Genomic DNA, 21,969 nt, shown 5'->3' with positions numbered 1-21,969 from the left:
ACTCTAAACTAAACAATTTAAAATAAACTCTATAAACTCATCACTATCATTAGGGCAAGCAATAAGCTCATAATCACTTTTTGCTAAGTGTCTATACTCAACTCCAAGTTCAAAAATCGTTTCAGAACAATCTATACAAAAAGATATAGGATAAATCAAAGCTTTTTGATCTAAATTTTCTAAAATATCACTTGTATTAGGTTCAAGCCATTTTACTGGACCTAGTTTTGATTGATATGATAAAATGATTTGTTCAAATTCATTTTTAAGCTTTTCTTTTAAGATACCCACATGCTCTTGCACATGTTTTTCATACAAATCGCCTTTTTTAATCACTGAAAGCGGTAAAGAATGCGCAGAAAAAATCAAAGTTTTGTAATCACATTCTTTCTTTTTTTCTAAAATATGCTTTATAATCATTTCATTATAAAGTTCATCTTTATAAAAAACATCAATGATTTTTACATTAGCTTGATTTTGGATACTTCTTAGCTCATTTTGCACCACTTCTAAAGAACTAGTTACAGTGGTTTTAGAATGATGAGGATATAAAGGAAATAAAATGATTTCATCATTTTTTTGAAAATCATATTTTGAAAAAACCTCATTTGCAAAGGGTGGTACATATAGACTGATAAAATCAAAGCTATATTCTCTAGTTTTGGAATTTAATTTATCACATAAACTTTGTGTGATTTGAGTAAGCGGGGACTTCCCACCCATTTTTTCATAGTTTTGCTTCATAGCTTTTAGTCTTGATTTTCTTATCATAAAGGCTACAAATTTTCTTAAAAAAACATTTTTTATCCCTAAAATATAAGGATCATTAAACATATTTTTTAAAAAAACTTCACATTCTTCAAGTTTATTAACCCCGCCCATATTTAAAAAAAACACATATTTCACTATCAAACACCTTCTAAAATTTCTTGCACTCTCAAAGCATCTTCAATGCTAGCTAAATTTTTACAAACCCCATTTTGCAAAAGCTCAAAAAAGTCTTCATGCTCAGCATATAAAGGAGAATTTTCATATAAATTTGGAATTTTTTGCATATTGATAAAAAGTTTAAAATTTTTAAGATCAAGCTCATAAGTATGTTTTTTACCTAAAAGTGTGATTTTTCTTATAATGCATTGTCCATTCCAGCTATCATGAATACTTGCTAAGATATTTTCTAATTTTAAGCTTATCATTACCTCATCTTCAAATTTATCATGATGGAAACTTTTATAAATATTTGCTTTTAAAATTTGCTCTTGACTTAAAAATCTAACTAAGTCAATATCATGCACACTAAGATCACTTAAAACACCTACATCGTTTATTCTTTGTGGATAAGGAGAAATTCTTTGTATGTTAATACTTATAATCTCATCTTCTAAAAGTTTTTCTTTTAAAGTTAAAATAGCAGGGTTAAATCTCTCGCAAAAGCCCACCCCTACCCTGACTTTATTTTCTCTAGCTTTTTGTTCTAAGATTAAAATTTCATCAACATTTAATGCCAAAGGCTTTTCTATCAAAACATTTTTTATTTTAGGAAAAACTTTTAAAGCTATATCTAAATGCGTATGGGTAGGCGTAGCAATGATAGCACCATCAAGATTTTGTGCTAAAAAATCATCAAAATTTTTATGAAAAAAGTGTTTAAATTTATCTTTACAGAAAGGATCATAAAGATGAATTTCTTTTACTTTTAAATTACGCTCGAGTTCTCTTAAATGGTTTTTACCCATTTTACCAAGGCCTATAAGCCCTATTTTCATTTAAAAGCCTCTATCACTCTAGCTTGGTGTTCTTCTTTTAAAAATGCACTCATAGGTAAGGATAAAATTTCATCACTTAAAAGTTCTGTATTTGGTAAATCGCCTTTTTTATAAGCAAGATAATCAAAAGCTTCTTGTAAATGAAGCCCTAAAGGATAATGCACCGCAGTAGGTATGCCTTGCTCTTGTAATTTTTGCATGAAATTTTCTCTATTCTTCACACGCACGCTATATTGAGCCCAGGCACTCACAAAATCATCTTTTCTTGGCGGTAAAATACAATTTTTTAAATTTTCATCATAAATTTTTGCTATTGCTTCTCTTTTTTTAATCTCTTCATCTAAGTATTTTAATTTCACATTTAAAATAGATGCTTGGATGGTATCAAGCCTTCCATTAATACCGATGTATTTATGCTTATATCTTTGCACTTGTCCATGATTTAAATAAATTTTTATTTTTTGCGCTAATTCATCATCTTGGGTAAAAATCGCCCCGCCATCTCCATAAGCACCTAAAGGCTTAGACGGGAAAAAGCTTGTGCAAGATATATCAGCTATAGCACATGATTTTATGCCCTTTTGACTAGCTCCAAAACTTTGCGCGCTATCTTCTATCAAAGCAATATTTTGACTTTTACAAAGCTCTTTTAGAGCAAACATATCAGGCATAAGCCCAAAAATACTCACAGCAATTACAGCTTTAGTTTTAGGCGTGATAGCACTTTGAACTTTTTCTAAACTAAGATTATAATCTTTAAAATCAATATCTACAAAAACAGGTTTAGCGCCGATTAGAGCAACCATTTCAGCTGTAGCTATAAAGGTAAAACTTGGCACTATTACCTCATCATCTCTACCCACACCCAAAGCCATCAAGGCTAAAAATAACGCACTTGTGCCACTTGAACAACCTATTGCGTGTTTAATACCTACATATTTAGCTAAATTGCTTTCAAATTCTTCTAATTTTGCACCACCTATGAAAGAAGTGCTTTGTAAAACTTCACTAATAGCCTCATCGATTTCATTTTTATAAGCATTATATTGAGCATTTAAGTCTATAAAAGGAATTTTCATTGTATTACCTTAGTAAATTTAAAATCGTGATTATAAGATAGTTTTACTTAATTTAAAGTATTTTTGGTATTATTTTAAGCAAAAAACTAGCTAGGAAAATCTATGGATATAAGAAAAGAATATTTAGAATTTTTTAAGTCAAAAGGACACGAAATCACTCCTTCAAGCCCTTTAGTTCCTGATGATGCGACTTTACTTTTTACTAATGCAGGTATGGTGCCTTTTAAAAGTATATTTACTGGAGAAGTACCACGCCCTAATCCTCCGCGTAAAACAAGCTGTCAAACTTGTATAAGAGCCGGTGGAAAACATAATGACTTAGACAATGTAGGCTACACAGCAAGACATCACACTTTTTTTGAAATGCTTGGGAATTTTAGTTTTGGAGATTATTTTAAAGAACAAGCCATTGCTTATGCTTGGGAATTTGTAACTGAGGTTTTAAAACTACCTAAAGAAAGATTATATGTAACTGTACATGAAAGCGATGATGAGGCATATGAGCTTTGGCAAAAACATATAGAAAAAGAAAGAATTTATAAATTTGGCGATAAAGATAATTTTTGGCAAATGGGCGATACTGGACCATGCGGGCCTTGTAGTGAAATTTTTTATGATCAAGGTGCTGAGCATTTTAATTCTAGTGAAGATTATATGGGTGGTGATGGAGATAGGTTCTTAGAAATTTGGAACCTCGTTTTCATGCAGTATGAAAGAAGCGCTGATGGCACACTTACTCCATTGCCAAAACCAAGCATTGACACAGGTATGGGACTTGAAAGAGTTAGCGCTATAAAAGAAGGAAAATTTAGCAATTTTGATAGTTCTTTGTTTATGCCTATTATTGAGAGTATTGCAAAACTTTGTGGCAAAACTTATACTTACGAAAATGGAGCTAGCTATAGAGTAATCGCTGATCATATTAGATCAAGTGTATTTTTACTTGCTCAAGGAGTTGGCTTTGATAAAGAAGGTAGAGGTTATGTTTTAAGAAGAATTATGCGCCGTGCCTTAAGACATGGATATTTATTAGGTCTTAAAAGAGCTTTTATGTATGAGCTTGTAGATGTAGTGTGCGAGTTAATGGGTGGACATTATACTTACCTAAATGAAAAAAAAGAATTTATTAAAGAACAAATCAAACTAGAAGAAGAAAGATTTTTAAACACTATTGAAAATGGCATAGAAATTTTTAACGAAGAACTTAAAAAAACTAAAGATATTTTTAGTGGTGAAGTAGCTTTTAAACTTTATGATACTTATGGTTTTCCACTTGATTTAACCCAAGATATGTTAAGAGAGAAAAATCTTAGTGTAGATGAGGCTAAATTTAATGAGCTTATGCAAGAACAAAAAGACAGAGCCAAAGCTTCTTGGAAAGGAAGTGGGGATAAAGCAATTAGCGGAGACTTTAAAGTTTTATTAGAAAAATTTGGCAAAAATACTTTTAGTGGCTATGAAAATTATGAAGAAAAAACTAAAATCATGGCTATTTTGGATGAGAATTTTAAAATCATAACCGAAGCTAAGGCAGGAGATATAGCATGGTTAATGCTTGAAAAAACTCCATTTTACGCAACAAGTGGAGGGCAAAGCGCTGATATAGGTTTTATCAATGAAAATGAGGTTTTAGATACACAAAAATTCTTTGATATTAATCTTAGTCAAGTGAAATTAAAACAAGATCTTAAAACAAATGATGAAGTGTTAGTTTGCATAGATACTAAAAAAAGAGAACAAATCGCAAGACATCATAGTGCGACACATTTACTACACCATGCTTTAAGAGAAATTCTTGGCTCACACATTAGTCAAGCAGGTTCTTTGGTAGAGCATAATAAATTAAGATTTGATTTTACTCATCCAAAAGCCCTAAACAAAGAAGAATTAAAGCAAATAGAAGCTTTGGTAAATACTTACATCATGCAAGCAAACGAAGCTAAAATTGAAATTTTAGCTTTAGATGAAGCTAAAAAAAGTGGTGCCATAGCTTTATTTAGTGAAAAATATCAAGAAAAAGTAAGAGTTTTAACCTTAGGAGCTAGCAAGGAGCTTTGTGGTGGCACTCATGTGAAAAATAGCTCTGAAATAGGAAGTTTTTACATCATCAAAGAAAGCGGTGTTAGTGCTGGAGTTAGAAGAATAGAAGCAGTGGTAAGCAAAGCTGCGCTTGATTATGTTAATGAAAATTTAAAAGAACTAAACCAAGCCAAAGAAGAGTTAAAAACTCATGATATTTTAAGCTATGTGGCAAAATTAAAAAATGAAATAGCTAGTTTAAAAAATGAATTAAAAAATTCAAACAAAGCAGAATTAAACTCTAAAGAATTAAATGGCATTCAATATTGTGTGCAAAAAATAGACAGTGGCGATATAAAAACCATGATAGATGAGTTTAAAAACAAATTTAACAAAGCTGTAATTTTACTTTTACAAGAAAAAGAAGGTAAGATTATCATAGCAGCAGGTGTTAAAGACGCTTCGCTAAAAGCCGGTGCTTTGGTAAAAGAAATTGCACAAATGCTTGGTGGAAACGGTGGCGGTAGGGATGATTTTGCAACAGCTGGCGGTAAAGATACAAGTAAAATAGAACAAGCGCTTGATCATGCTAAGAAAATCATAGAAGAAAGTCTTGCTTAATGCTTTATCTAGCTTCAAGTTCGCCTTCGCGCGTTGCTTTATTAAAAGAAGCAAATATCGCTTTTGAACAAATTATTATCGATTATGATGAGAGCTTGGTAAAAAAAGATAATCCAAACTCTTATGTGCAAAAAATTGTTTTAGAAAAAGAAAGGCAGTTTTTTGCAAAATATCCTGATTTAAAAAATGTTTTATTTGCTGATAGTATAGTTTGTGCTCAAAATATCATTCTTACTAAAGCTAAAAGCGATAATGAGGCTTTTAATATGCTCAATTTGCAAAGTGGCAAAAGCATTAGCGTTTTAAGTGCGATGATTTTAGTTTTAGAAGATAAAAAGATTTTTAATCTTAGCAAGTGTGATTTGATTTTGGATAAATTTGATTTAAAAGATATGCAAGAATACGTTGAGTCAAAACTTTATCAAGGCAAAGCCGGAGCTGTGATGTGCGAGGGATTTCATAAAAAATACATTAAAAAAATCATAGGCCATCAAAGTACAGCACTAGGGCTTAATATAGAACTTTTGAAAGCATTTTTATGATAAAAATTTTAAAAATATTTCTTTCTTTTTGTGTAGTGTGTGCGGTTGGAATTTTTATATTTATTGCTTATTTGTTTTCTGATTCTGATTTAAATCAATACACCTTTAAAGATTACAAACCGCCTCTTACAACACAAATTTTTGATAAAAATGGAAAATTAGTTGCAAATGTTTTTGAGCAACACCGCTTTTACGCTCCTTATGAAGAACTTCCACCAAGACTTATAGAAGCTTTGGTAGCCATTGAAGATACTAGCTTTTTTGAACATGGTGGGGTTAATATAGATGCGATTTTTAGAGCAGCTATTAAAATCATAAGAAGTGGTGGAAAAACCATGGAAGGAGCTTCCACTCTTACGCAACAATTCATAAAAAACACAGAATTAACCCCTGAGCGCACTTTGAGTAGAAAGCTAAAAGAAGCCTTGCTTGCATATAAAATAGAAAGTACTTTAACTAAAGAGCAAATTTTAGAAAGATATTTAAATTTCATATTCTTTGGGCATGGATATTATGGAGTAAAAACTGCTGCGCTTGGGTATTTTAGAAAAAATTTAGATGAGCTTAGTTTGAAAGAAATTGCCATTTTAGTAGGTATGCCAAAGGCTCCAAGTACTTACGATCCTACTAGACATTTAGATCTTTCTTTAGCTAGAGCAAATAGCGTAGTACAAAGAATGTATAATCTTGGTTGGATTTCTAAAGAAGAGTATGAAAATGCCTTAAAAGAAATTCCAAAAGTATATGATGATACTTTAACACAAAATGCAGCTCCTTATGTTACTCAAGAAGTTTTAAAACAACTAAGCGGAATTAAAGACTTAAAAAGTGGCGGTTATAAAATAGAGCTTGCTATAGATCTTGATGTGCAAAATATTGCAAGAGAAGCTTTAAAATTTGGCTATGATGAAATAGTTAAAAGAGACAAAGATGCAAATTTAAGCACACTTAATGGAGCTATGATAGTAGCAAATCACCAAAATGGAGATATATTAGCCTTAATAGGTGGGGTAAATTATACAAAAAGTAATTTCAACCGCGCTACTCAAAGTTTAAGACAGCCTGGAAGTTCTTTTAAGCCTTTTTTATACCAAATTGCCATTGATATGGGCTATTCTCCTATGAGTAAGGTTGCTGATATTTCAAGAATTTTTGAAAGTACCAAAGAAGATGAGAAAGACTGGAAACCTAAAAATTACGGTGGAAAATTTCTAGGGCTTATAAGCTTAAAAGAAGCATTAACTGGATCAAGAAACCTAGCTACCATAAATTTAGCTCTTGCCCTAGGACTTGATGTGATCCATGATAAACTTCAATTTATGGGCTTTGAGAATATACCGGTTGATTTATCTATAGTTTTGGGTAGCTTTGGAATTTCTATTTATGACTATGCTAAACTTTATACAGTATTTGGAAACTATGGTATGCAAAAAGATTTGATACTCATTAAAAGAGTAATCGATAAAAATGGCAAAATAGTAGTAGAGTTTAACTCTGGAGAAAGAAAAATTAGCGAACCCGAGCAAGCCTTTTTAGTTAATGATATGATGCAAAATGTTGTCAAAAAAGGCACTGGGCGTAATGCTAGAGTAGAAGGGATTGAAATAGCTGGAAAAACAGGTACTTCAAACAAAAGCATAGATGCGTGGTTTTGCGGATTAACTCCTGAAATAGAAGCTATCATTTGGTATGGTAATGATGATAATAAACCTATGAAACAAATCGAAGGTGGCGCAAGAACTGCTGCTCCGGTTTTTAAAGAATTTTTAACAAAATACTTAGAACTTTATCCTGATAGCGCTAGAAAATTTATCATTCCAAAAGGAGTTTATCAAGGAATTTATGAAAAGCAAAGAGAGTATTACACTAATACCTCTCCATTTCCAAAAAACAACCCTGCTCTATCCGAAAACAATGAGATAATTTTTTAAAAATATTTTTTTATATAATAAAAATTATCCTTTTATTTTCCTTTATATGTTTTAATATCACAAAACTTATAAAGGAAAATTATGAATATCACAAACGAACAATTATATAAAAAAAGACGCCATTTTTTAAAACTAGGCGCTGGAGCTTTAGTTAGTTCAGCCTTAGTTCAATCTGAATTGATGGCATTAAATTTCTTTCCTGATCCTAATAATGAAAAATTAAAACTTAGCGATGAAAAAATTGCGACTAATTATGTAAATTTTTATGAATTTTCTACTGATAAAAAAAGAGCCGTAGAGCTTGCGAAAAATTTTAACACAAATGGCTGGAAAATAGAAGTTAGCGGAGAAGTTGAAGAGCCTTTGACTTTAACCATGCAAGATTTATTAGCCTTTCCTTTAGAAGAGAGAATTTATAGATTTCGTTGTGTTGAAACTTGGTCTATGGTAGTGCCTTGGGTTGGTTTTGAATTGCGTGCTTTAATAGAAAAATGCAAAGTCAAAAGTGAGGCTAAATTTATAAAATTTACCACTCTTTTTGATAAAAATCAATTTGCCGATCAAGCTTCATTTTTCCCAACTCTTGATTATCCTTATGTAGAGGGTTTAAGATTAGATGAGGCTATGCATCCACTAACGCTTATGGCTGTGGGTATGTATAAAAAGCCTTTATTAGGACAAAATGGAGCGCCGATTCGTCTTGTAGTTCCATGGAAGTATGGCTTTAAAAGTATAAAATCTATTGTAAAAATAGAATTTACCAAAGAACAACCTAAAACTACATGGGAGCTAGCAAACCCTAGAGAATATGGATTTTATGCCAATGTTAATCCAAATGTTTCTCATCCAAGATGGTCTCAAGCAAATGAGCGTCCTTTGGGAGATTTTTTCACCAAGCCTACACAAATGTTTAATGGCTATGAAAAAGAAGTAGCACATTTGTATAAAGACATGGATTTAAAGGTTAATTTTTAATGAGCAAAAAAGTTTATAATATCGGTGGATTTTTAGCCTTTGCTTTAAGTATTATTTTTAGTATTTATCAAATCATGCAAGAATTTGATATTGTAAAATCTATATATTTTTATAGTGGTATATTTGGCTTAATCTTTTTTGGATTGAGCCTGTTTTTTTCACTTTTAAAATATAAACACACAAAAGATTATCCTAAATTTTTAGGTTTTTATGCATTTTTTTGGGCTTTGATTCACTTTTTTAATTATTTTGCTTTTGGAAAAAATTTAGATTTAATACTTTTTTTCAAAGATACTTTTAGTAAAAATTTAGAATTTGGTGGTTTTGTAAGCTTTTTTATACTCACATTTATGTTTATAAGCTCATTTAAGCTTTTTAAAAAAATGAGTAAAATAAGAAAACTTGGATATTTTTGCTTTTTGCTAGTAGCTTGGCATTATTTTTTATCTGCAAAAATACCACAAATTCCACATTTTTTAGCTTTAAGTCTAGCCTTGATTTTTCTACTTATTAAACTATATAAAAATTATAAAAAGAGAAAAAAAGTAACTTTTTTATAAAAATTTGTATTCAAATGAAACACTTTTAAGAGTAAATATATAAATATATTCTTAAAATAAGACTTGATATATCTTATTTTAAGGACAATCATGCAAAGAAGAGATTTTTTAAATGGAATGGCTTTAACTATACTTGCAGGAATGACTCCTTTGCAAGTATTATATGGTAAAGAAGCCAAAATCGAAGATTTTACCAAAGAATACTATCCTCCAAAATGGCTTGGACTAAGGGGTAGCAATAATGCAAGTTATGAATTTGCACATATGCTAAGAGATGGTGAAAAATTTGACTTTAGCGCTATCAAACCTAAACAAGAATATGATTTGGTTGTAGTTGGAGCTGGAATTAGTGGTTTAGCAGCTGCCTGTTTTTATCAAAGCAAATTTGGAAAAGATAAAAAAATTCTTATCCTTGATAATCATGATGATTTTGGTGGACATGCTAGAAGAAATGAAATAGATTTAGAAGATGGTACTATTTTAAGTTATGGTGGTAGTGAAACATTTCAATCACCAAAGGCGTTATATTCTAAAGAAGTAGTAGATTTATTATCATCTTTGGGTGTGGATATTGATGAGCTTGCTAAACGTTTTGATGTAAATTTTTATCCTGATTTAAATCTTAGCAGGGGTGTGTATTTTTCTAAGGCTGAATTTGGAGTAGATAAGGTCGTAAGTGGCAACCCTAGAAAAGTAATTTGCGATGATATTCCTGAGGGAAGACATAATGGCAGAAGTGTTGAAGCTTTTATAGGTGATTTTCCTCTTAATGAAAAAGATAAAAAAGATTTAATTGCTTTATTTAAAAGCGAAAAAGACTATTTAAAAGGCTTGACAAAAGAGCAAAGAGATGAGTATGTGGCTAAAACAAGCTATAAAAAATTCTTAGAAGAAAAAGTTAAGCTTTCACCACAAGCTGTAAAATTCTTTGAAGGTATGACAGATGACTTTTTGGCTTTGGGTATTGATGCTGTTTCTTGTGAAGATGCTAGAGCTTCATTTTTACCTGGTTTTGACAAACTTGGACTTGATCCAATCGAGGGAGAAGCATTAGCTGAAATGGAAGAGCCATATATCCACCACTGTGCTGATGGTAATGCTACTGTTGCTAGATTAATGGTTAGAAGATTAATTCCTGATGTGTCTAAAAAAGGCAAAGATATGGATGAAGTTACTCTAGCTCATTTTGATTATTCTAAACTTGATCTTGCTAAAAACAAAGTGCGTTTAAGATTAAACAGCACTGTTATAAATGTAGAAAATACAAAAGATGGAGCTTTAGTAACTTACGTTAATAAAGGCAAAAATTACAGAGTAAAAGCTAAAAAAGTTGTAATGGCAAATTATAATAGTATGATTCCATACATAGTACCAAGCATGCCACAAGATCAAAAAGATGCTTTGAGTAAAAACGTAAAAACATCACTTTTACACACAAATGTTATTATAAGTAACTGGGAACCATTTATAAAACTTGGAGTACATGAAATTTATTCACCAAAAATGCCTTATGCTAGAACCAAGCTTGATTATCCTGTGGATATGGGAGGATACCATCACCCAAGAGATCCTAAAAAGCCTATTTGTGTTCATATGGTATGCTCGCCTTTAGTATTTGCTTCTATGCAAGGAATCGACCTTGAAGGAATGGATGCAAGAGATAGAGCTAGAGTGGGTAGAAATTTATTATTCACTATGAGTTTTGAAGAACATGAAAAAATCGTTCGCGATCAACTTCAAGGCATGTTAGGCTCGGCTGGATTTGACCATGAAAGAGACATTAAGGCTATAGTTGTAAATCGTTGGGGGCATTGTTATTCATATACAGAAAACAGTCTTTTTGATGATAGTGAAGAAGCGCAAAAAACTATAGAACTTGCAAGAAAACCTTTTGGTAATATCGTTATAGCAAATTCAGATGCTGATTGGGATGCTTATATGCACGCAGCAATTGACCAAGCATATCGTGCTGTTAATGAACTATAAAATCAAACTCCTTTTTAGGAGTTTGATGAATCAATCATCGTTTTTGATACTAATATAAATTAAAGCTAAAAGCATATAAGTTACTAATCTGGTAGCATCAGGTAAGCCATTCCAAGTTTTACTCATCCACATACCAAACCATTCTGCAGCCACTACTTGAAAGCCAAAAAACCAAAGTAAACAACAACAAGTTAAAGCAATGATTCCAAATTTTTTAGCTTCATGGAAAGTTTTTGCATCTGAATTTCTTGCGTTAAACATATCCAAAGCGCCTTTTAAAGCAGTTAACATAATAAAAGCTTCAAAACAAATAATAAAAATATAGGCAATATGATGGATAGTAGAATTTGTAATAGCTCTATAAACAATAGCATTACCTAAATAATCAGGTTTGGTATCCATGCTCATAACATGTTTTACAAATTGAAAATTTGAATTGTAATCAGTTACATTACCAAAAACAACAATAGCCGCTAAAGAGGCAACTGTAAGCAAGATAATCATTTTAGAATATCTTACTATATTCATCATAGAAAAACCGCAATTGCAATTCATTCTAGTACTCCTTTTTGTTAAATTTATATTAATATATTATAGAAAATATTAAATAAACTTAAATACCTAACGTAATCTTAAAGAATTTAGTACAACTGTTACTGAACTAAAACACATTGCTAAAGCTGCCAAATGCGGACTAAGACTTATAAATGGCACAAAACCTGCTGCAATAGGAATACACAAAGCATTGTAAATAAAAGCCCAAAAAAGATTAAGTTTGATGATATTTTTAGTTTTTTGAGAAAGCTCAAAACAATAAGCTATTAAAGATAAATCATCTTTTATCAAAATCAAATCTCCACTTTTTTTAGCAAGCTCACTTGCTTTGGAAAAACTTATGCTTGCACTAGCTAAATTTAAAGCAGGAGCATCATTGATACCATCTCCTATAAAAAGCACTTTTTCTTTTTTGATTTTTTCTTTTATAAAATCAAGCTTTTGCTCGGGTTTTAAGTCAGAATAATATTCATCAATATTAAGCTCATTTGCTATTTTGGCAACACTTTTTTTATTATCACCGCTTAAAATAATACTTTTTACACCTTTTTGTTTTAAATTTGCTATCAAGTCTTTAGCTTCGTTTTTAAGTTCATTTTTCAAGCAAACCCCACCAAGACAAATTTTATTTTTTGCAAAATACAAACATATAGGTGCTTGATCTTCAAATTCTTGTAAAAATTGTTTGCTTTTTTGTATATCAACGCCATTTTCAAACATTAATTTTTCATTGCCTATTAAATATTTATCTTCATTTTCCTCATAAAGCAAACCACTACCCACTAAAACACTTAATTTTCCTTGTAAATTTAAATTTACATTCAATTCTTTAGTAAAAGCCTTTGCGATTGGGTGTGAGCTTAAATTTTCAATTTGGGTGAGTTTTTGAAAATTTTCTTGAGTTAGATCATGCTTATAAACACTTAAGTCATCTTGACTTAAAGTACCTGTTTTATCAAAAATAGCAAGTTTTATACTAGCTAAATTCTCTAGCACTGCTGGATTTTTCACTAAGATAAAATTTCTTGCTCCATTTGCTAAAGCACTAACTATGGCTATAGGGGTTGCTAAGCCCAAAGCGCAAGGACAAGAGATTAAAAGCGTAGCACAAGCATGTAAAAACGCTGCATTAATTCCTTCTTTAAAATACCAAAAAGCAAACACAAAAAGTGTTAAAATTATAATACAAGCTACAAAATAAGCTGAAATCTTATTAGCTAAATTTGCTAAAGGTGTTTTGACACTACCTGCTTTAAAAACAAGATCTTTGATTTGTTCTAATGAACTTTCAATCGCCTTTTTATTGGCTTTAATCTTTAAGCTTCCATTAATCAACACAGTTCCTGCTAAAATCTCATCATCTTGCTTTTTAAAAAGTGGTAAAAACTCTCCTGTTAAAAAACTCACATCAACCTCAGCTTCACCTGCTATAATCATCCCATCAGCAACAACGCTTTCGCCCTCTTTTACTAAAATCACATCATTTTCTTTTACAAAAGCACTGGGTATGCTTTTTATACTTCCATCTTCTAAGATTATATTAGCTTTTTTAATATCTATGTTTTTTAATTTATTTTGATATTCTAAGGATTTAAATTTAGCCTTTTCTTCTAAGTATTTACCCAATAAAACAAAGCTTATAATCATCGCTCCACCACTAAAATACAAATAACCATCTTTGCCAAATACCTCAAAATACACAAAAAAAGAATATACAAAAGAAGTAAAGGCACCTAAGGATATCAAAGTGTTCATATCTAAATTTTTATGTCTTAATCCTTTAAGAGCGTGGATGAAAAAACCTTTTCCACAATAAAAAATCGCTATCATAGATAAAAACATTTGAATTAAAGCAGAAACATTTCCTTGAACAAACATTTCAAAATACATCACAATAGAGCTTAAAATTATACTCATGATAAGCTTTGTTTTCATATTTTTAAGCTCTTTGAGTTTAAACTCGTATAAATTTTGCTCTTCTTGTAATATCTCAAAACCCAAAGCTTTGATTTTTTCTTTGATTTTTACTTCCAAGGATAAATCTTTAAGCAAAAACACCCCGCTAGAATTGACATAAGAAACACTTACATCTTCGACTCCATCAATTTTTGCACAAACTTTTTCTATAGCATTAGAGCAATTAACACAAGTCATATTGCCTATTTTTAATTTTAACTCATGCTTCATCTATCTCAAAACCTAAATCTTGCAATTGTTTTTTGAACTCTTCAACTTGCTCTGCTTTTAAATCAATCTCAATACTTTTTGTTTCAACATTTATTTGCATAGTACCAAATTCATCTTCCAATGAAGCCTTGATTAAATTTACACAACTTTGACAATTAATATTTTTAGTTTTTATAATCATTTATTCTCCTTTTTCTCTGTATTCATATTTATGAGAGTGAAAAATTTTATTTTTTATCAGTTTAAAACCCATTTTTTCATAAAGCATTTTTGCATTTATATTTTCATCTTCTACGATTAATGAAAGCTTTTTACCATTTTTCAAAGCTTCATTGAAAGCGCATTCAATCAATTTCTTAGCAATACCTTTCCCTCTTGCTTTTTCATCCACACAAATACTATCTAAATAAAACTCATTTTCACATTCTTTTAAAACTTTTTCTTTGATTCCTAAAAATTCTAAATGCTCATTTAAAGGCTTATCTAGCTCATCCGCCAAAGCCCCATCATAACAACAAATCGCACCTAAAATTTCCCTATCTTCTTCATAAACATATATATTTTCATAGCTTAAACGATTATTTTCTTGAGTGAAGAAATTTTCTAAAACCTCTATGGCTTTTTGATGATCATTATAACCACTAAGTTTGTATATAAAATGATCCATTGCTAAAGCAAGCAATTGCATGCATTTTTTAACATCATCTTTTCTAGCTTTTCTGATCACTCTTTTACTCCTTTAAAATCAAATTTAGACTTCTTAGTTTATACTTTTAACTTTAAAACAATATAAGAAAGAGAGAATTTATGGGAAGAGCGTTTGAATATCGCAGAGCCTCTAAAGAAGCAAGATGGGATAAAATGAGCAAACTTTTTCCAAAACTTGCAAAGGCTATACAAGTAGCAGCAAAAGAAGGCGGAGCTGATCCTGATATGAATCCAAAGCTTCGTAGTGCCATAGCTACTGCAAAAGCTAATAATATGCCAAAAGACAATATCGATGCAGCTATTAAAAGAGCAAGTGGAAAAGATAGTGCTGATATTAAAAATATCCACTATGAAGGAAAAGCAGCACATGGAGCTTTAATCATTGTTGAGTGTATGAGTGATAATCCTACACGCACAGTGGCCAATGTAAAAGCGATTTTTAGCAAAAATGGTGGAGAAATTTTACAAAATGGCTCTTTAACTTTTATGTTTTCACATAAAGCTGTTTTTCATCTTGAAAAATATGATGGAGATTTAGAAGAACTTGAGCTTGAACTCATTGATGCAGGACTTGAAGAGCTTGAGCAAAATGAAGAGGAATTACTAATTATAGGTGATTACACTGCTTTTGGCGAGCTTAGCAATGCCATAGAAAAAAAAGGTTTAGTGCTTAAAAAAGCAGGACTTGAATATCTTGCTAACAATCCTGTAAATTTTAGCGAAGAACAACTTCTTGATATTGAAAAATTGCTTGATAAATTAGAAGATGATGATGATGTACAAGCAGTTTATACTAATATAGAATAGGATCAAAAAATGCTTAAAAAAATCGACACAAAAAATGCAAAAAAATACAATTTTGCTATCATTAGCACCGAAAAAGGTGATATGAAATTAGAATTATTTCCTGATGAAGCACCACAAACTGTGTGTAATTTTGCCAACTTAGCCAATGATGGTTTTTATGATGAGCTTGTTTTTCACCGCGTGATTCCAAATTTTGTGATACAAGGTGGTTGTCCTTATGGTATAGGCTCAGGTGGCCCTGGCTATGAGATAGAATGTGAATGTGACAATCAAAAACACAAGCACTTAAGAGGTAGCTTATCTATGGCTCACGCTGGCAGAGATACAGGCGGATCGCAATTTTTCATTTGTCACAGCCCGCAGCCTCATTTAGACGGAGTGCATACTATCTTTGGGCAAATTAACCCTGAAGATAAAGAAAGTTTGGAAGTACTAGATAGCATTAGAGCAGGAGATAAAATCAAAACTATCCAAATTTTAGAAAAACTTTAATTTTATATCTCCTTAAAATTGTGCTATGATTTTTAAGGAGATTAATTATGCATTTTATTTTTATTTGTATTCATCTTATTTGCGCTGTATTTTTATAGCCTATGTATTTTTTGATGTATGTGTTTATCGCTTTGCTTATCAACACGCAAACAAAGAAGATTGTGATAAAATTAAAAAAGCTTATACTAAATCAAGTATTTTTATTTTTGCTGGTATTTTTATCTTACTTTTACTAAGTGGATTTTATCTTTTGAGCTTTTATGAATTTAACTCTTTTTGGGATTTTTTTGCGAGTAATTTTGGCATATTTTTATTTATCAAACTTTTATTATTAATAACAATGCTAGCTTTGACTTTTTATTCTTTATTTTTTATAAAAGTTTTAAAAAGAAAAGATCCTTTAAAATCTCACTTGATTGCATTGGTTTTATGTATTTTAATAATCATTTGCGCAAAAGCGATGTTGTATTTTTAAAACATTAAAACTAAACTTATATCATTAGCTTAAAAAATAAAGGTTATTTATGCTTGGTGATATTATAGATTTTTTACTCACTCTTGCAAAAGATTGGGGTTATTGGGGGATTATTTTTCTTATGTTTGTAGAAAGTTCTTTTTTTCCTTTTCCCAGTGAAGTAGTGATGATACCTGCTGGATATTTAGCCCATCAAAATGAACTTAACTTTTGGCTATGTCTGCTTTGTGGGACTTTTGGAGCTCTTTTAGGAGCTTTGCTTAATTATTATTTATGTTATTTTTTAGGACGGGAAGTTCTTTTAAAAATATGCAAATATTTTGGAGTTAATGAAGCAAAATTTGCTCAATTTGAAGCCTTTTTTAACAAACATGGTGAGATATCAACCTTTAGTGGTAGATTAATCCCTGGTTTGCGTCAGTATATTTCTTTACCCGCAGGATTAGCAAGAATGAATTTGAAAAAGTTTATATTTTATACTAGTTTAGGGACTGGAATTTGGTGTTTGATTTTGCTTATATTAGGTTATATTTTAGGTAAAAATGAAGATTTAATCAAAGAATATTTGCATTTTGTTATTGTAGCTTGTATTATTTTTGCTACTATGATTGTAGCTATTTATATCTATATCCAAAAAAGGAAAAAGATATCTTAAAATTTCATTTTTAAATACCTAGTTTCATTAGCTAGGTATTTTATTATTTCCTTTAATTTAATATATATTTTCTAAAAACATTTAAATTTATATGATTTTATATTTGATTTTTGATAAAATCTTATAAAAATTATTTCAAAGAAAAATGTTATGCAAAAGCCATCTATTCAAAATTTAACAGATTTTTTAATCGAATACATTAGTGTTTTTCTAAGTGCTGGAACTTACACAGCAAGAGTGGCAAAGTGCGTTGGAAGAATAGCTAATGCATATGGTTATGAGATTAACATGAATTTTTTCTTTCATCATACCACACTAAATATTTTTGATAAAGATAATAATTCCATACAAAGAACCTATATCATACCTAATAAGCACAATCACATTAACTTTAAACTTATTTTAGAACTTAGTGCATTAAGCTGGCAAATTCATGATCATAAATACAACCTAGAAGAAGCTAAATTTTCTCTTATAAAACTCAAACAAAGCACAAGAAATCCTTTTTTAGCGAATTTATTTTTAGTATCAGTGGCAAACTCAGCATTTTGCAAGCTATTTGGAGGAGATTTTTATGGCTGTTTATTTGTATTTTTAGCTACTTTAGTAGGTTTTGGCTTAAGAGTTTTACTCACTAGAATAAAAATTGATTTAAGAATTCAATACATTATTTGTTCTTTTTTATCCTCTTTTATTGTATTTTTTGGAGTGGATTTAAAACTCGTGCAAGAAGCTAATGTTGCTTTGGGTTCTAGTATATTATATTTAATTCCTGGAGTTTATTTTATAAACTCCGTTATAGACATTTTAAAAGATCATATACTTATGGGACTTAGTCGTATTATAAGCGTAGCGATATTAGTATGTTGTATTGCCATTGGAATTTACACTACTCTTGGTATTAATGATTTTGGGATTTTAAGATGATTGATTATTCTTCTATACTTTGGGATATGTTTTTTGCAGCTTTAACAGGTTTTGGTTTTGCTTATGTGTGTAATCCACCCTTTAAAACACTCATACTCTCAGCCATATTAGCCGCTATAGCTCATGGTATGCGCTTTACCTTGATGGGATATTTTGGCTTTCAAACCTTGGCTATTGCAACCTTTATAGCTTCTTTTAGTATAGGCTGTCTTGGTTTATTTTTAGCTAAGATTTTTAAAACACCTGCTGAAATCATAGCTTTTCCCGCTCTCATTCCTATGATACCTGGAATTTATGCATATAAGGCCATATTGTATTTGATTTCTTTTATACGCTCAGAAGATATTAGCGAAAAGACTAATTTCTTGATTCAATTTTTTGATCATTTTTTTACAACACTTTCAGTAACACTAGCCTTAGCAGTAGGAGTAAGTGTGACTTTGCTTTTGTTTTTTGAGCAAAGCTTTATGATGACAAGAAGTATTAAAAAAAGTAAAAATCACGACCAAAATTAATCGTGATTCATTTTATTTTTTGCCTCTATTCCCATAAGTGCAAAAGCTGTTTTAATACTTAAAGCACATACGGCAAAAAGTTTTAAAAGCTCATCTTCGTTATCTGAGCCAACTACTTTATTTTCATTATAAAATTTATGAAATAAAGAAGCTAAATTTTTTAAATAATCAGGAATTTTTTGCAAGGCTCTTGACTCAAATGCGTCATTAAGCACTGCTTTTAAATTTAAACTTTCAAATAAAAGATTCATGCCATCTTCATTCAAACTCTCAAATTTAGCATGCATAACATCATCTACACTTTTACCCGCCTTAGCAAATACTTGATGAATTCTAGCATGAGCATAATTAATATAATACACAGGATTAGAGCTATCTTCTTTTTTAAACTCATCTACATCAAACTCTAAATGTGTATCACATTTTTTACTAATAAAAATATATCTTAACACATCACTGCCAAGCTCTTCTAAAACATCACCCATTAAGATGAAATTTCCTGCTCTTTTGCTCATTTTATAAGGCTCACCATTTTTTAATAATGAAACCATTTGCGCTAAGATAATTTCAAGATTTTGACTATCATGACCTAAAAATTCCATAGCAGCTTTCATTCTAGCTATATAGCCATGATGATCAGCTCCCCATATATTAATACACTTATCATAACCGCGGCTCATTTTATCTTTATGATAAACTATATCAGCAGCTAGATAAGTTCCTTTTCCATCATCTTTAATAATCACACGATCTTTTTCATCGCCTTTAGCACTTGATGCAAGCCAGATTTTACCATCTTGTTCATAAGTACCACCATGCTCTTTTAAAGCTTTTAAGGTATTTTCTAATTCATTATAATAACTCGTTTCGCTCACATAAGTATCAATAAATATCTTAGCATCGGCCAAATTTTGCTTGATAATTTTAAGCATTTTATCCTTAGCCCAAAGTGCTAATTGCGGAATGTTTTCTTCTACAAAGAAATCTTTTTCAAAATCAACAAAAGCTTCTTTTGCTACATCTACGATATATTCGCCTTTATAATACTCATCAGGATATTGAACTTGCTCTTTTAAACAATGCTCTTTTACTGCAAGTAATATAGAAAGACCTAAAAGATAAATTTGATTACCCGCATCATTGACATAATATTCTGTATCAAATTTATACCCTAAATGCCTAGCAACCCTAGTTAAAGTATCGCCAAAAATAGCCCCTCTAGCATGTCCTATGTGTAAAGGTCCTGTCGGATTTGCACTCACATATTCAAGTAAAAAACTCTGCTCTTTTTTATCATCTTTTGCAAAATTTTTACTATCGCCCAAAGCTTGCGTAGCCAAAGAATTTAAAAAAGCTTTTGAAAGTTTAAAATTTACATAACCATTTAAAGCCTCTACACTTTCAAAACAATCACAATTTTTTAACTTAGCAACAATATCATTGGCAATTATCATAGGATTTTGCTTTAATTCTTTAGCCAAAGAAAAAGCCAAAGGCGTGGCAAAATGAGCTAGATTTTTATTCTTGGGATTTTCTAAGATAAAATCTCTTCCTAATTTTTCTTTAATTTCTTTATAAACTAAAGTTTTCAATGTATTGCCTTAAGCTTTTTTTACTTCTTCGTTATTTTCTTTTACAAGAACATCTTTTTCATTGATTTTTTCAATTTTTTGCGCATCTTCTTGAACGATTTTTTTATCATCTTCTGTATTCATTTCATCTTTAAAAGTTTTAATACCTTTTCCTAAGCCTTTAGCAAGCTCTGGAATTTTTTTTGCACCAAAAAGTAACACTACTATAAGTAATATAATCAACCATTGAGTTCCGCTTGGCATATGCATTTTATTCTCCTTTATTCCATTGAATTTGAATTTGTTTTAAATCATGTTTTGTACTTTTTAATTTTGAAGCTTCAAAAACCGCTTCTAACTCCCTATAGCTTTTTTCAAGATCATCATTTATGATTAAAAAATCATATCGATCCAAATAAGCCATTTCATCACTAGCATTTTCCAATCTTTTGCTAATATCTTCTATTTTATCAGTATTTCGCTTAAGCAATCTTTTTTCAAGTTCTTTTTTATTTTTAGTTGTAATAAAAACAGAAGTAATATATTCAGGCATTTTTTCTTTAGCTATACAAAAACCTTGCACATCGATATCAAAAATGACACTTTTACCCTCTTGTAATGCTTTTTTCACAGGAATTAACGAAGTACCATAATAGTTTTTATGCACCAAAGCCCATTCTAAAAAATCACCTTTTTCTATACCTTGTTTAAATTCTTCTTCGCTAATAAAAAAATAATCTACTCCATTTTTTTCATTTTCTCTAGGAGCTCTTGTTGTACTTGAAATAGAAAAATAAATATTATCTTTTTCTTTAAAAAGCCTTTGAAGCAAGGTACTCTTACCTGCTCCACTTGGTCCTGAGATGATTAAAATTTGACCACTCAATGTTTATCCTCATCAAAGCTTATGTTAATGTTTATATTCATTTTCATGCCTTTTAAGGCTGCTTTTAAAGTATCATCGGTAATACTCGAAGTGATAGTTTGAGCTATACTTTTACTAAGCTCATTTACCATTTCATCTTCTTGTAAATTCTCTGCTTTTTCTTCAGTGTTTACCTTGCTTACTTCTTTCTTTTCTACAATAGCTGGAGCAAGTTCTTCTCCTAAAGCTAACATAATATCATTTTCGTTTAAATTTGCAAATTCATCTTGCGTTTCATCTAAAACTTCACTCATATTTTCCTCTATATTTTCCTCATTCACATCGGCTTGTGATTTCATTTGTAAATCTTCACCCTCACTTAAATCCTGCATATCAAAATCACTCATTAAATTCTCATCAATATCACCAAATTCTTCATCTAATTCATCAATAGCAGCTAATTCTTCTTTTATTTTATCTTGAGTGCTTAACTCCTCTTCTGGTTGAAAATCATCTATACTTTCATCTTCAAAAACCTCTTCTACTAAAGGTTCATTTTCTTCTGTAACACTATCATCATCTTTTGCTTCACCAATAAATTGAGCATCTTCAGGTAAATCATCAAAACTCATCTCTTTTTCGCTCATTTCTTCAACCATAGGTAAATCATCAAGAGAATCAAATTCGGCGGGGTTTTCTTCTATATTTTCTTCTATATTTTCTTCTATATTTT

The 21,969-nt window shown here is 30.5% G+C and carries 22 protein-coding genes and 1 pseudogene; 12 read left to right on the top strand and 11 right to left on the bottom strand.

The annotated features are described in order from the left end of the window. Positions 1-3: 3 nt before the first annotated feature. The 3 genes from hemH to L8X36_RS00105 are packed head-to-tail and all read right to left on the bottom strand — an operon-like array spanning position 4 to position 2,839. The gene (hemH, locus tag L8X36_RS00115; protein WP_263682073.1) at positions 4-906 is read right to left on the bottom strand and encodes a ferrochelatase; all 903 of its coding nucleotides are present in this window, start codon (positions 904-906) and stop codon (positions 4-6) included. Between the two features lie 2 nt (positions 907-908). Continuing rightward, the gene (locus L8X36_RS00110) at positions 909-1,766 is read right to left on the bottom strand and encodes a Gfo/Idh/MocA family protein (RefSeq protein WP_263682072.1); all 858 of its coding nucleotides are present in this window, start codon (positions 1,764-1,766) and stop codon (positions 909-911) included. Beyond that, positions 1,763-2,839: a DegT/DnrJ/EryC1/StrS family aminotransferase gene (locus L8X36_RS00105; protein ID WP_263682311.1), complete on the bottom strand. Its 1,077-nt coding sequence runs from the start codon at positions 2,837-2,839 to the stop codon at positions 1,763-1,765. Before L8X36_RS00105 ends, L8X36_RS00110 begins: the two co-directional genes overlap by 4 nt. Positions 2,840-2,947: 108 nt before the next feature. On the opposite strand from L8X36_RS00105, the gene alaS reads away from it, so the two are divergent. From alaS to L8X36_RS00075, 6 genes are all read left to right on the top strand, one after another. Further along, positions 2,948-5,485, top strand: coding sequence for an alanine--tRNA ligase (gene alaS, locus L8X36_RS00100; protein ID WP_263682071.1), 2,538 nt, complete (start codon positions 2,948-2,950; stop codon positions 5,483-5,485). After that, complete coding sequence (gene maf / locus L8X36_RS00095) at positions 5,485-6,027, top strand: septum formation inhibitor Maf (protein ID WP_263682070.1); 543 nt, start codon at positions 5,485-5,487, stop codon at positions 6,025-6,027. The genes alaS and maf overlap by 1 nt, the downstream gene beginning before the upstream one ends. Then, positions 6,027-7,958, top strand: coding sequence for a PBP1A family penicillin-binding protein (locus L8X36_RS00090; RefSeq protein ID WP_263682310.1), 1,932 nt, complete (start codon positions 6,027-6,029; stop codon positions 7,956-7,958). Before maf ends, L8X36_RS00090 begins: the two co-directional genes overlap by 1 nt. Before the next feature lie 81 nt (positions 7,959-8,039). After that, the gene (gene msrP, locus L8X36_RS00085; protein ID WP_257396805.1) at positions 8,040-8,933 is read left to right on the top strand and encodes a protein-methionine-sulfoxide reductase catalytic subunit MsrP; all 894 of its coding nucleotides are present in this window, start codon (positions 8,040-8,042) and stop codon (positions 8,931-8,933) included. Beyond that, positions 8,933-9,493, top strand: coding sequence for a sulfite oxidase heme-binding subunit YedZ (locus tag L8X36_RS00080; RefSeq protein ID WP_263682069.1), 561 nt, complete (start codon positions 8,933-8,935; stop codon positions 9,491-9,493). The genes msrP and L8X36_RS00080 overlap by 1 nt, the downstream gene beginning before the upstream one ends. Positions 9,494-9,583: 90 nt before the next feature. Next, the gene (locus L8X36_RS00075; RefSeq protein ID WP_263682068.1) at positions 9,584-11,479 is read left to right on the top strand and encodes an NAD(P)/FAD-dependent oxidoreductase; all 1,896 of its coding nucleotides are present in this window, start codon (positions 9,584-9,586) and stop codon (positions 11,477-11,479) included. Positions 11,480-11,509: 30 nt separating this feature from the next. Here L8X36_RS00075 and L8X36_RS00070 read toward each other — a convergent pair whose 3' ends face one another. From L8X36_RS00070 to L8X36_RS00055, 4 genes are all read right to left on the bottom strand, one after another. After that, on the bottom strand, positions 11,510-12,034 hold the full coding sequence (locus L8X36_RS00070; protein WP_263663080.1) for a DUF2165 family protein: 525 nt from the start codon (positions 12,032-12,034) through the stop codon (positions 11,510-11,512). A 66-nt stretch (positions 12,035-12,100) separates the two neighbouring features. Then, on the bottom strand, positions 12,101-14,221 hold the full coding sequence (locus L8X36_RS00065) for a heavy metal translocating P-type ATPase (protein ID WP_263682067.1): 2,121 nt from the start codon (positions 14,219-14,221) through the stop codon (positions 12,101-12,103). After that, on the bottom strand, positions 14,211-14,402 hold the full coding sequence (locus tag L8X36_RS00060; RefSeq protein WP_263663078.1) for a heavy-metal-associated domain-containing protein: 192 nt from the start codon (positions 14,400-14,402) through the stop codon (positions 14,211-14,213). Before L8X36_RS00060 ends, L8X36_RS00065 begins: the two co-directional genes overlap by 11 nt. Then, positions 14,403-14,948 carry a GNAT family N-acetyltransferase gene (locus tag L8X36_RS00055; RefSeq protein ID WP_263682066.1) on the bottom strand — a complete coding sequence of 182 codons (546 nt, stop codon included), beginning with the start codon at positions 14,946-14,948 and terminating at the stop codon, positions 14,403-14,405. A gap of 80 nt (positions 14,949-15,028) precedes the next feature. On the opposite strand from L8X36_RS00055, the gene L8X36_RS00050 reads away from it, so the two are divergent. The 6 genes from L8X36_RS00050 (at position 15,029) to L8X36_RS00025 (ending at position 18,800) form a co-directional block, all read left to right on the top strand. After that, positions 15,029-15,736, top strand: coding sequence for a YebC/PmpR family DNA-binding transcriptional regulator (locus tag L8X36_RS00050; protein WP_214098152.1), 708 nt, complete (start codon positions 15,029-15,031; stop codon positions 15,734-15,736). A gap of 9 nt (positions 15,737-15,745) precedes the next feature. Next, positions 15,746-16,228, top strand: a complete 483-nt coding sequence (locus L8X36_RS00045) for a peptidylprolyl isomerase (RefSeq protein WP_263682065.1) — start codon at positions 15,746-15,748, stop codon at positions 16,226-16,228. A gap of 25 nt (positions 16,229-16,253) precedes the next feature. Then, a complete protein-coding gene (locus L8X36_RS00040) occupies positions 16,254-16,703 on the top strand; it encodes a trehalose-6-phosphate synthase (RefSeq protein ID WP_263682064.1) in 450 nt (149 codons plus the stop codon). 49 nt (positions 16,704-16,752) lie between these two features. After that, positions 16,753-17,358: a DedA family protein gene (locus tag L8X36_RS00035; protein WP_263682063.1), complete on the top strand. Its 606-nt coding sequence runs from the start codon at positions 16,753-16,755 to the stop codon at positions 17,356-17,358. A 150-nt stretch (positions 17,359-17,508) separates the two neighbouring features. Continuing rightward, positions 17,509-18,285: a threonine/serine exporter family protein gene (locus L8X36_RS00030; protein ID WP_263682062.1), complete on the top strand. Its 777-nt coding sequence runs from the start codon at positions 17,509-17,511 to the stop codon at positions 18,283-18,285. Further along, entirely contained in the window at positions 18,282-18,800 is a 519-nt protein-coding gene (locus tag L8X36_RS00025) for a threonine/serine exporter family protein (RefSeq protein WP_039618755.1), read from the top strand. The genes L8X36_RS00030 and L8X36_RS00025 overlap by 4 nt, the downstream gene beginning before the upstream one ends. Here the strand turns inward: L8X36_RS00025 and argS are convergent. The 4 genes and pseudogenes from argS to L8X36_RS00005 form a co-directional block, all read right to left on the bottom strand. Further along, complete coding sequence (argS, locus tag L8X36_RS00020) at positions 18,797-20,392, bottom strand: arginine--tRNA ligase (RefSeq protein WP_263682061.1); 1,596 nt, start codon at positions 20,390-20,392, stop codon at positions 18,797-18,799. The two genes, L8X36_RS00025 and argS, sit on opposite strands and share 4 nt — an antisense overlap. A 9-nt stretch (positions 20,393-20,401) precedes the next feature. Continuing rightward, positions 20,402-20,641 carry a twin-arginine translocase TatA/TatE family subunit gene (locus L8X36_RS00015; protein WP_039618758.1) on the bottom strand — a complete coding sequence of 80 codons (240 nt, stop codon included), beginning with the start codon at positions 20,639-20,641 and terminating at the stop codon, positions 20,402-20,404. Position 20,642: 1 nt separating this feature from the next. Beyond that, positions 20,643-21,257, bottom strand: a complete 615-nt coding sequence (gene gmk / locus L8X36_RS00010) for a guanylate kinase (RefSeq protein ID WP_263663070.1) — start codon at positions 21,255-21,257, stop codon at positions 20,643-20,645. Next, positions 21,254-21,969, bottom strand: a pseudogene (locus L8X36_RS00005) (hypothetical protein); the annotation flags it as partial. The pseudogene L8X36_RS00005 and the gene gmk, both read right to left, overlap by 4 nt.

The organism is Campylobacter sp. CNRCH_2014_0184h (assembly GCF_025772985.1).
In the GTDB taxonomy this organism is placed as follows: Bacteria; Campylobacterota; Campylobacteria; order Campylobacterales; family Campylobacteraceae; genus Campylobacter_D.
The sequence above is the reverse complement of the archived record's forward strand: the minus strand, read 5'-3'. Positions and strand labels throughout refer to the sequence as shown.

Bases quoted from the DNA above. Each gene is read 5' to 3' on its own strand.
- L8X36_RS00110 (WP_263682072.1), bottom strand. From the start codon at position 1,766: ATGAAAATAGGGCTTATAGGCCTTGGTAAAATGGGTAAAAACCATTTA.
- alaS (WP_263682071.1), top strand. From the start codon at position 2,948: ATGGATATAAGAAAAGAATATTTAGAATTTTTTAAGTCAAAAGGACAC.
- maf (WP_263682070.1), top strand. From the start codon at position 5,485: ATGCTTTATCTAGCTTCAAGTTCGCCTTCGCGCGTTGCTTTATTAAAA.
- msrP (WP_257396805.1), top strand. From the start codon at position 8,040: ATGAATATCACAAACGAACAATTATATAAAAAAAGACGCCATTTTTTA.
- L8X36_RS00080 (WP_263682069.1), top strand. From the start codon at position 8,933: ATGAGCAAAAAAGTTTATAATATCGGTGGATTTTTAGCCTTTGCTTTA.
- L8X36_RS00075 (WP_263682068.1), top strand. From the start codon at position 9,584: ATGCAAAGAAGAGATTTTTTAAATGGAATGGCTTTAACTATACTTGCA.
- L8X36_RS00070 (WP_263663080.1), bottom strand. From the start codon at position 12,034: ATGAATTGCAATTGCGGTTTTTCTATGATGAATATAGTAAGATATTCT.
- L8X36_RS00065 (WP_263682067.1), bottom strand. From the start codon at position 14,221: ATGAAGCATGAGTTAAAATTAAAAATAGGCAATATGACTTGTGTTAAT.
- L8X36_RS00060 (WP_263663078.1), bottom strand. From the start codon at position 14,402: ATGATTATAAAAACTAAAAATATTAATTGTCAAAGTTGTGTAAATTTA.
- L8X36_RS00050 (WP_214098152.1), top strand. From the start codon at position 15,029: ATGGGAAGAGCGTTTGAATATCGCAGAGCCTCTAAAGAAGCAAGATGG.
- L8X36_RS00045 (WP_263682065.1), top strand. From the start codon at position 15,746: ATGCTTAAAAAAATCGACACAAAAAATGCAAAAAAATACAATTTTGCT.
- L8X36_RS00040 (WP_263682064.1), top strand. From the start codon at position 16,254: ATGATTTTTAAGGAGATTAATTATGCATTTTATTTTTATTTGTATTCA.
- L8X36_RS00035 (WP_263682063.1), top strand. From the start codon at position 16,753: ATGCTTGGTGATATTATAGATTTTTTACTCACTCTTGCAAAAGATTGG.
- L8X36_RS00030 (WP_263682062.1), top strand. From the start codon at position 17,509: ATGCAAAAGCCATCTATTCAAAATTTAACAGATTTTTTAATCGAATAC.
- L8X36_RS00025 (WP_039618755.1), top strand. From the start codon at position 18,282: ATGATTGATTATTCTTCTATACTTTGGGATATGTTTTTTGCAGCTTTA.
- L8X36_RS00015 (WP_039618758.1), bottom strand. From the start codon at position 20,641: ATGCATATGCCAAGCGGAACTCAATGGTTGATTATATTACTTATAGTA.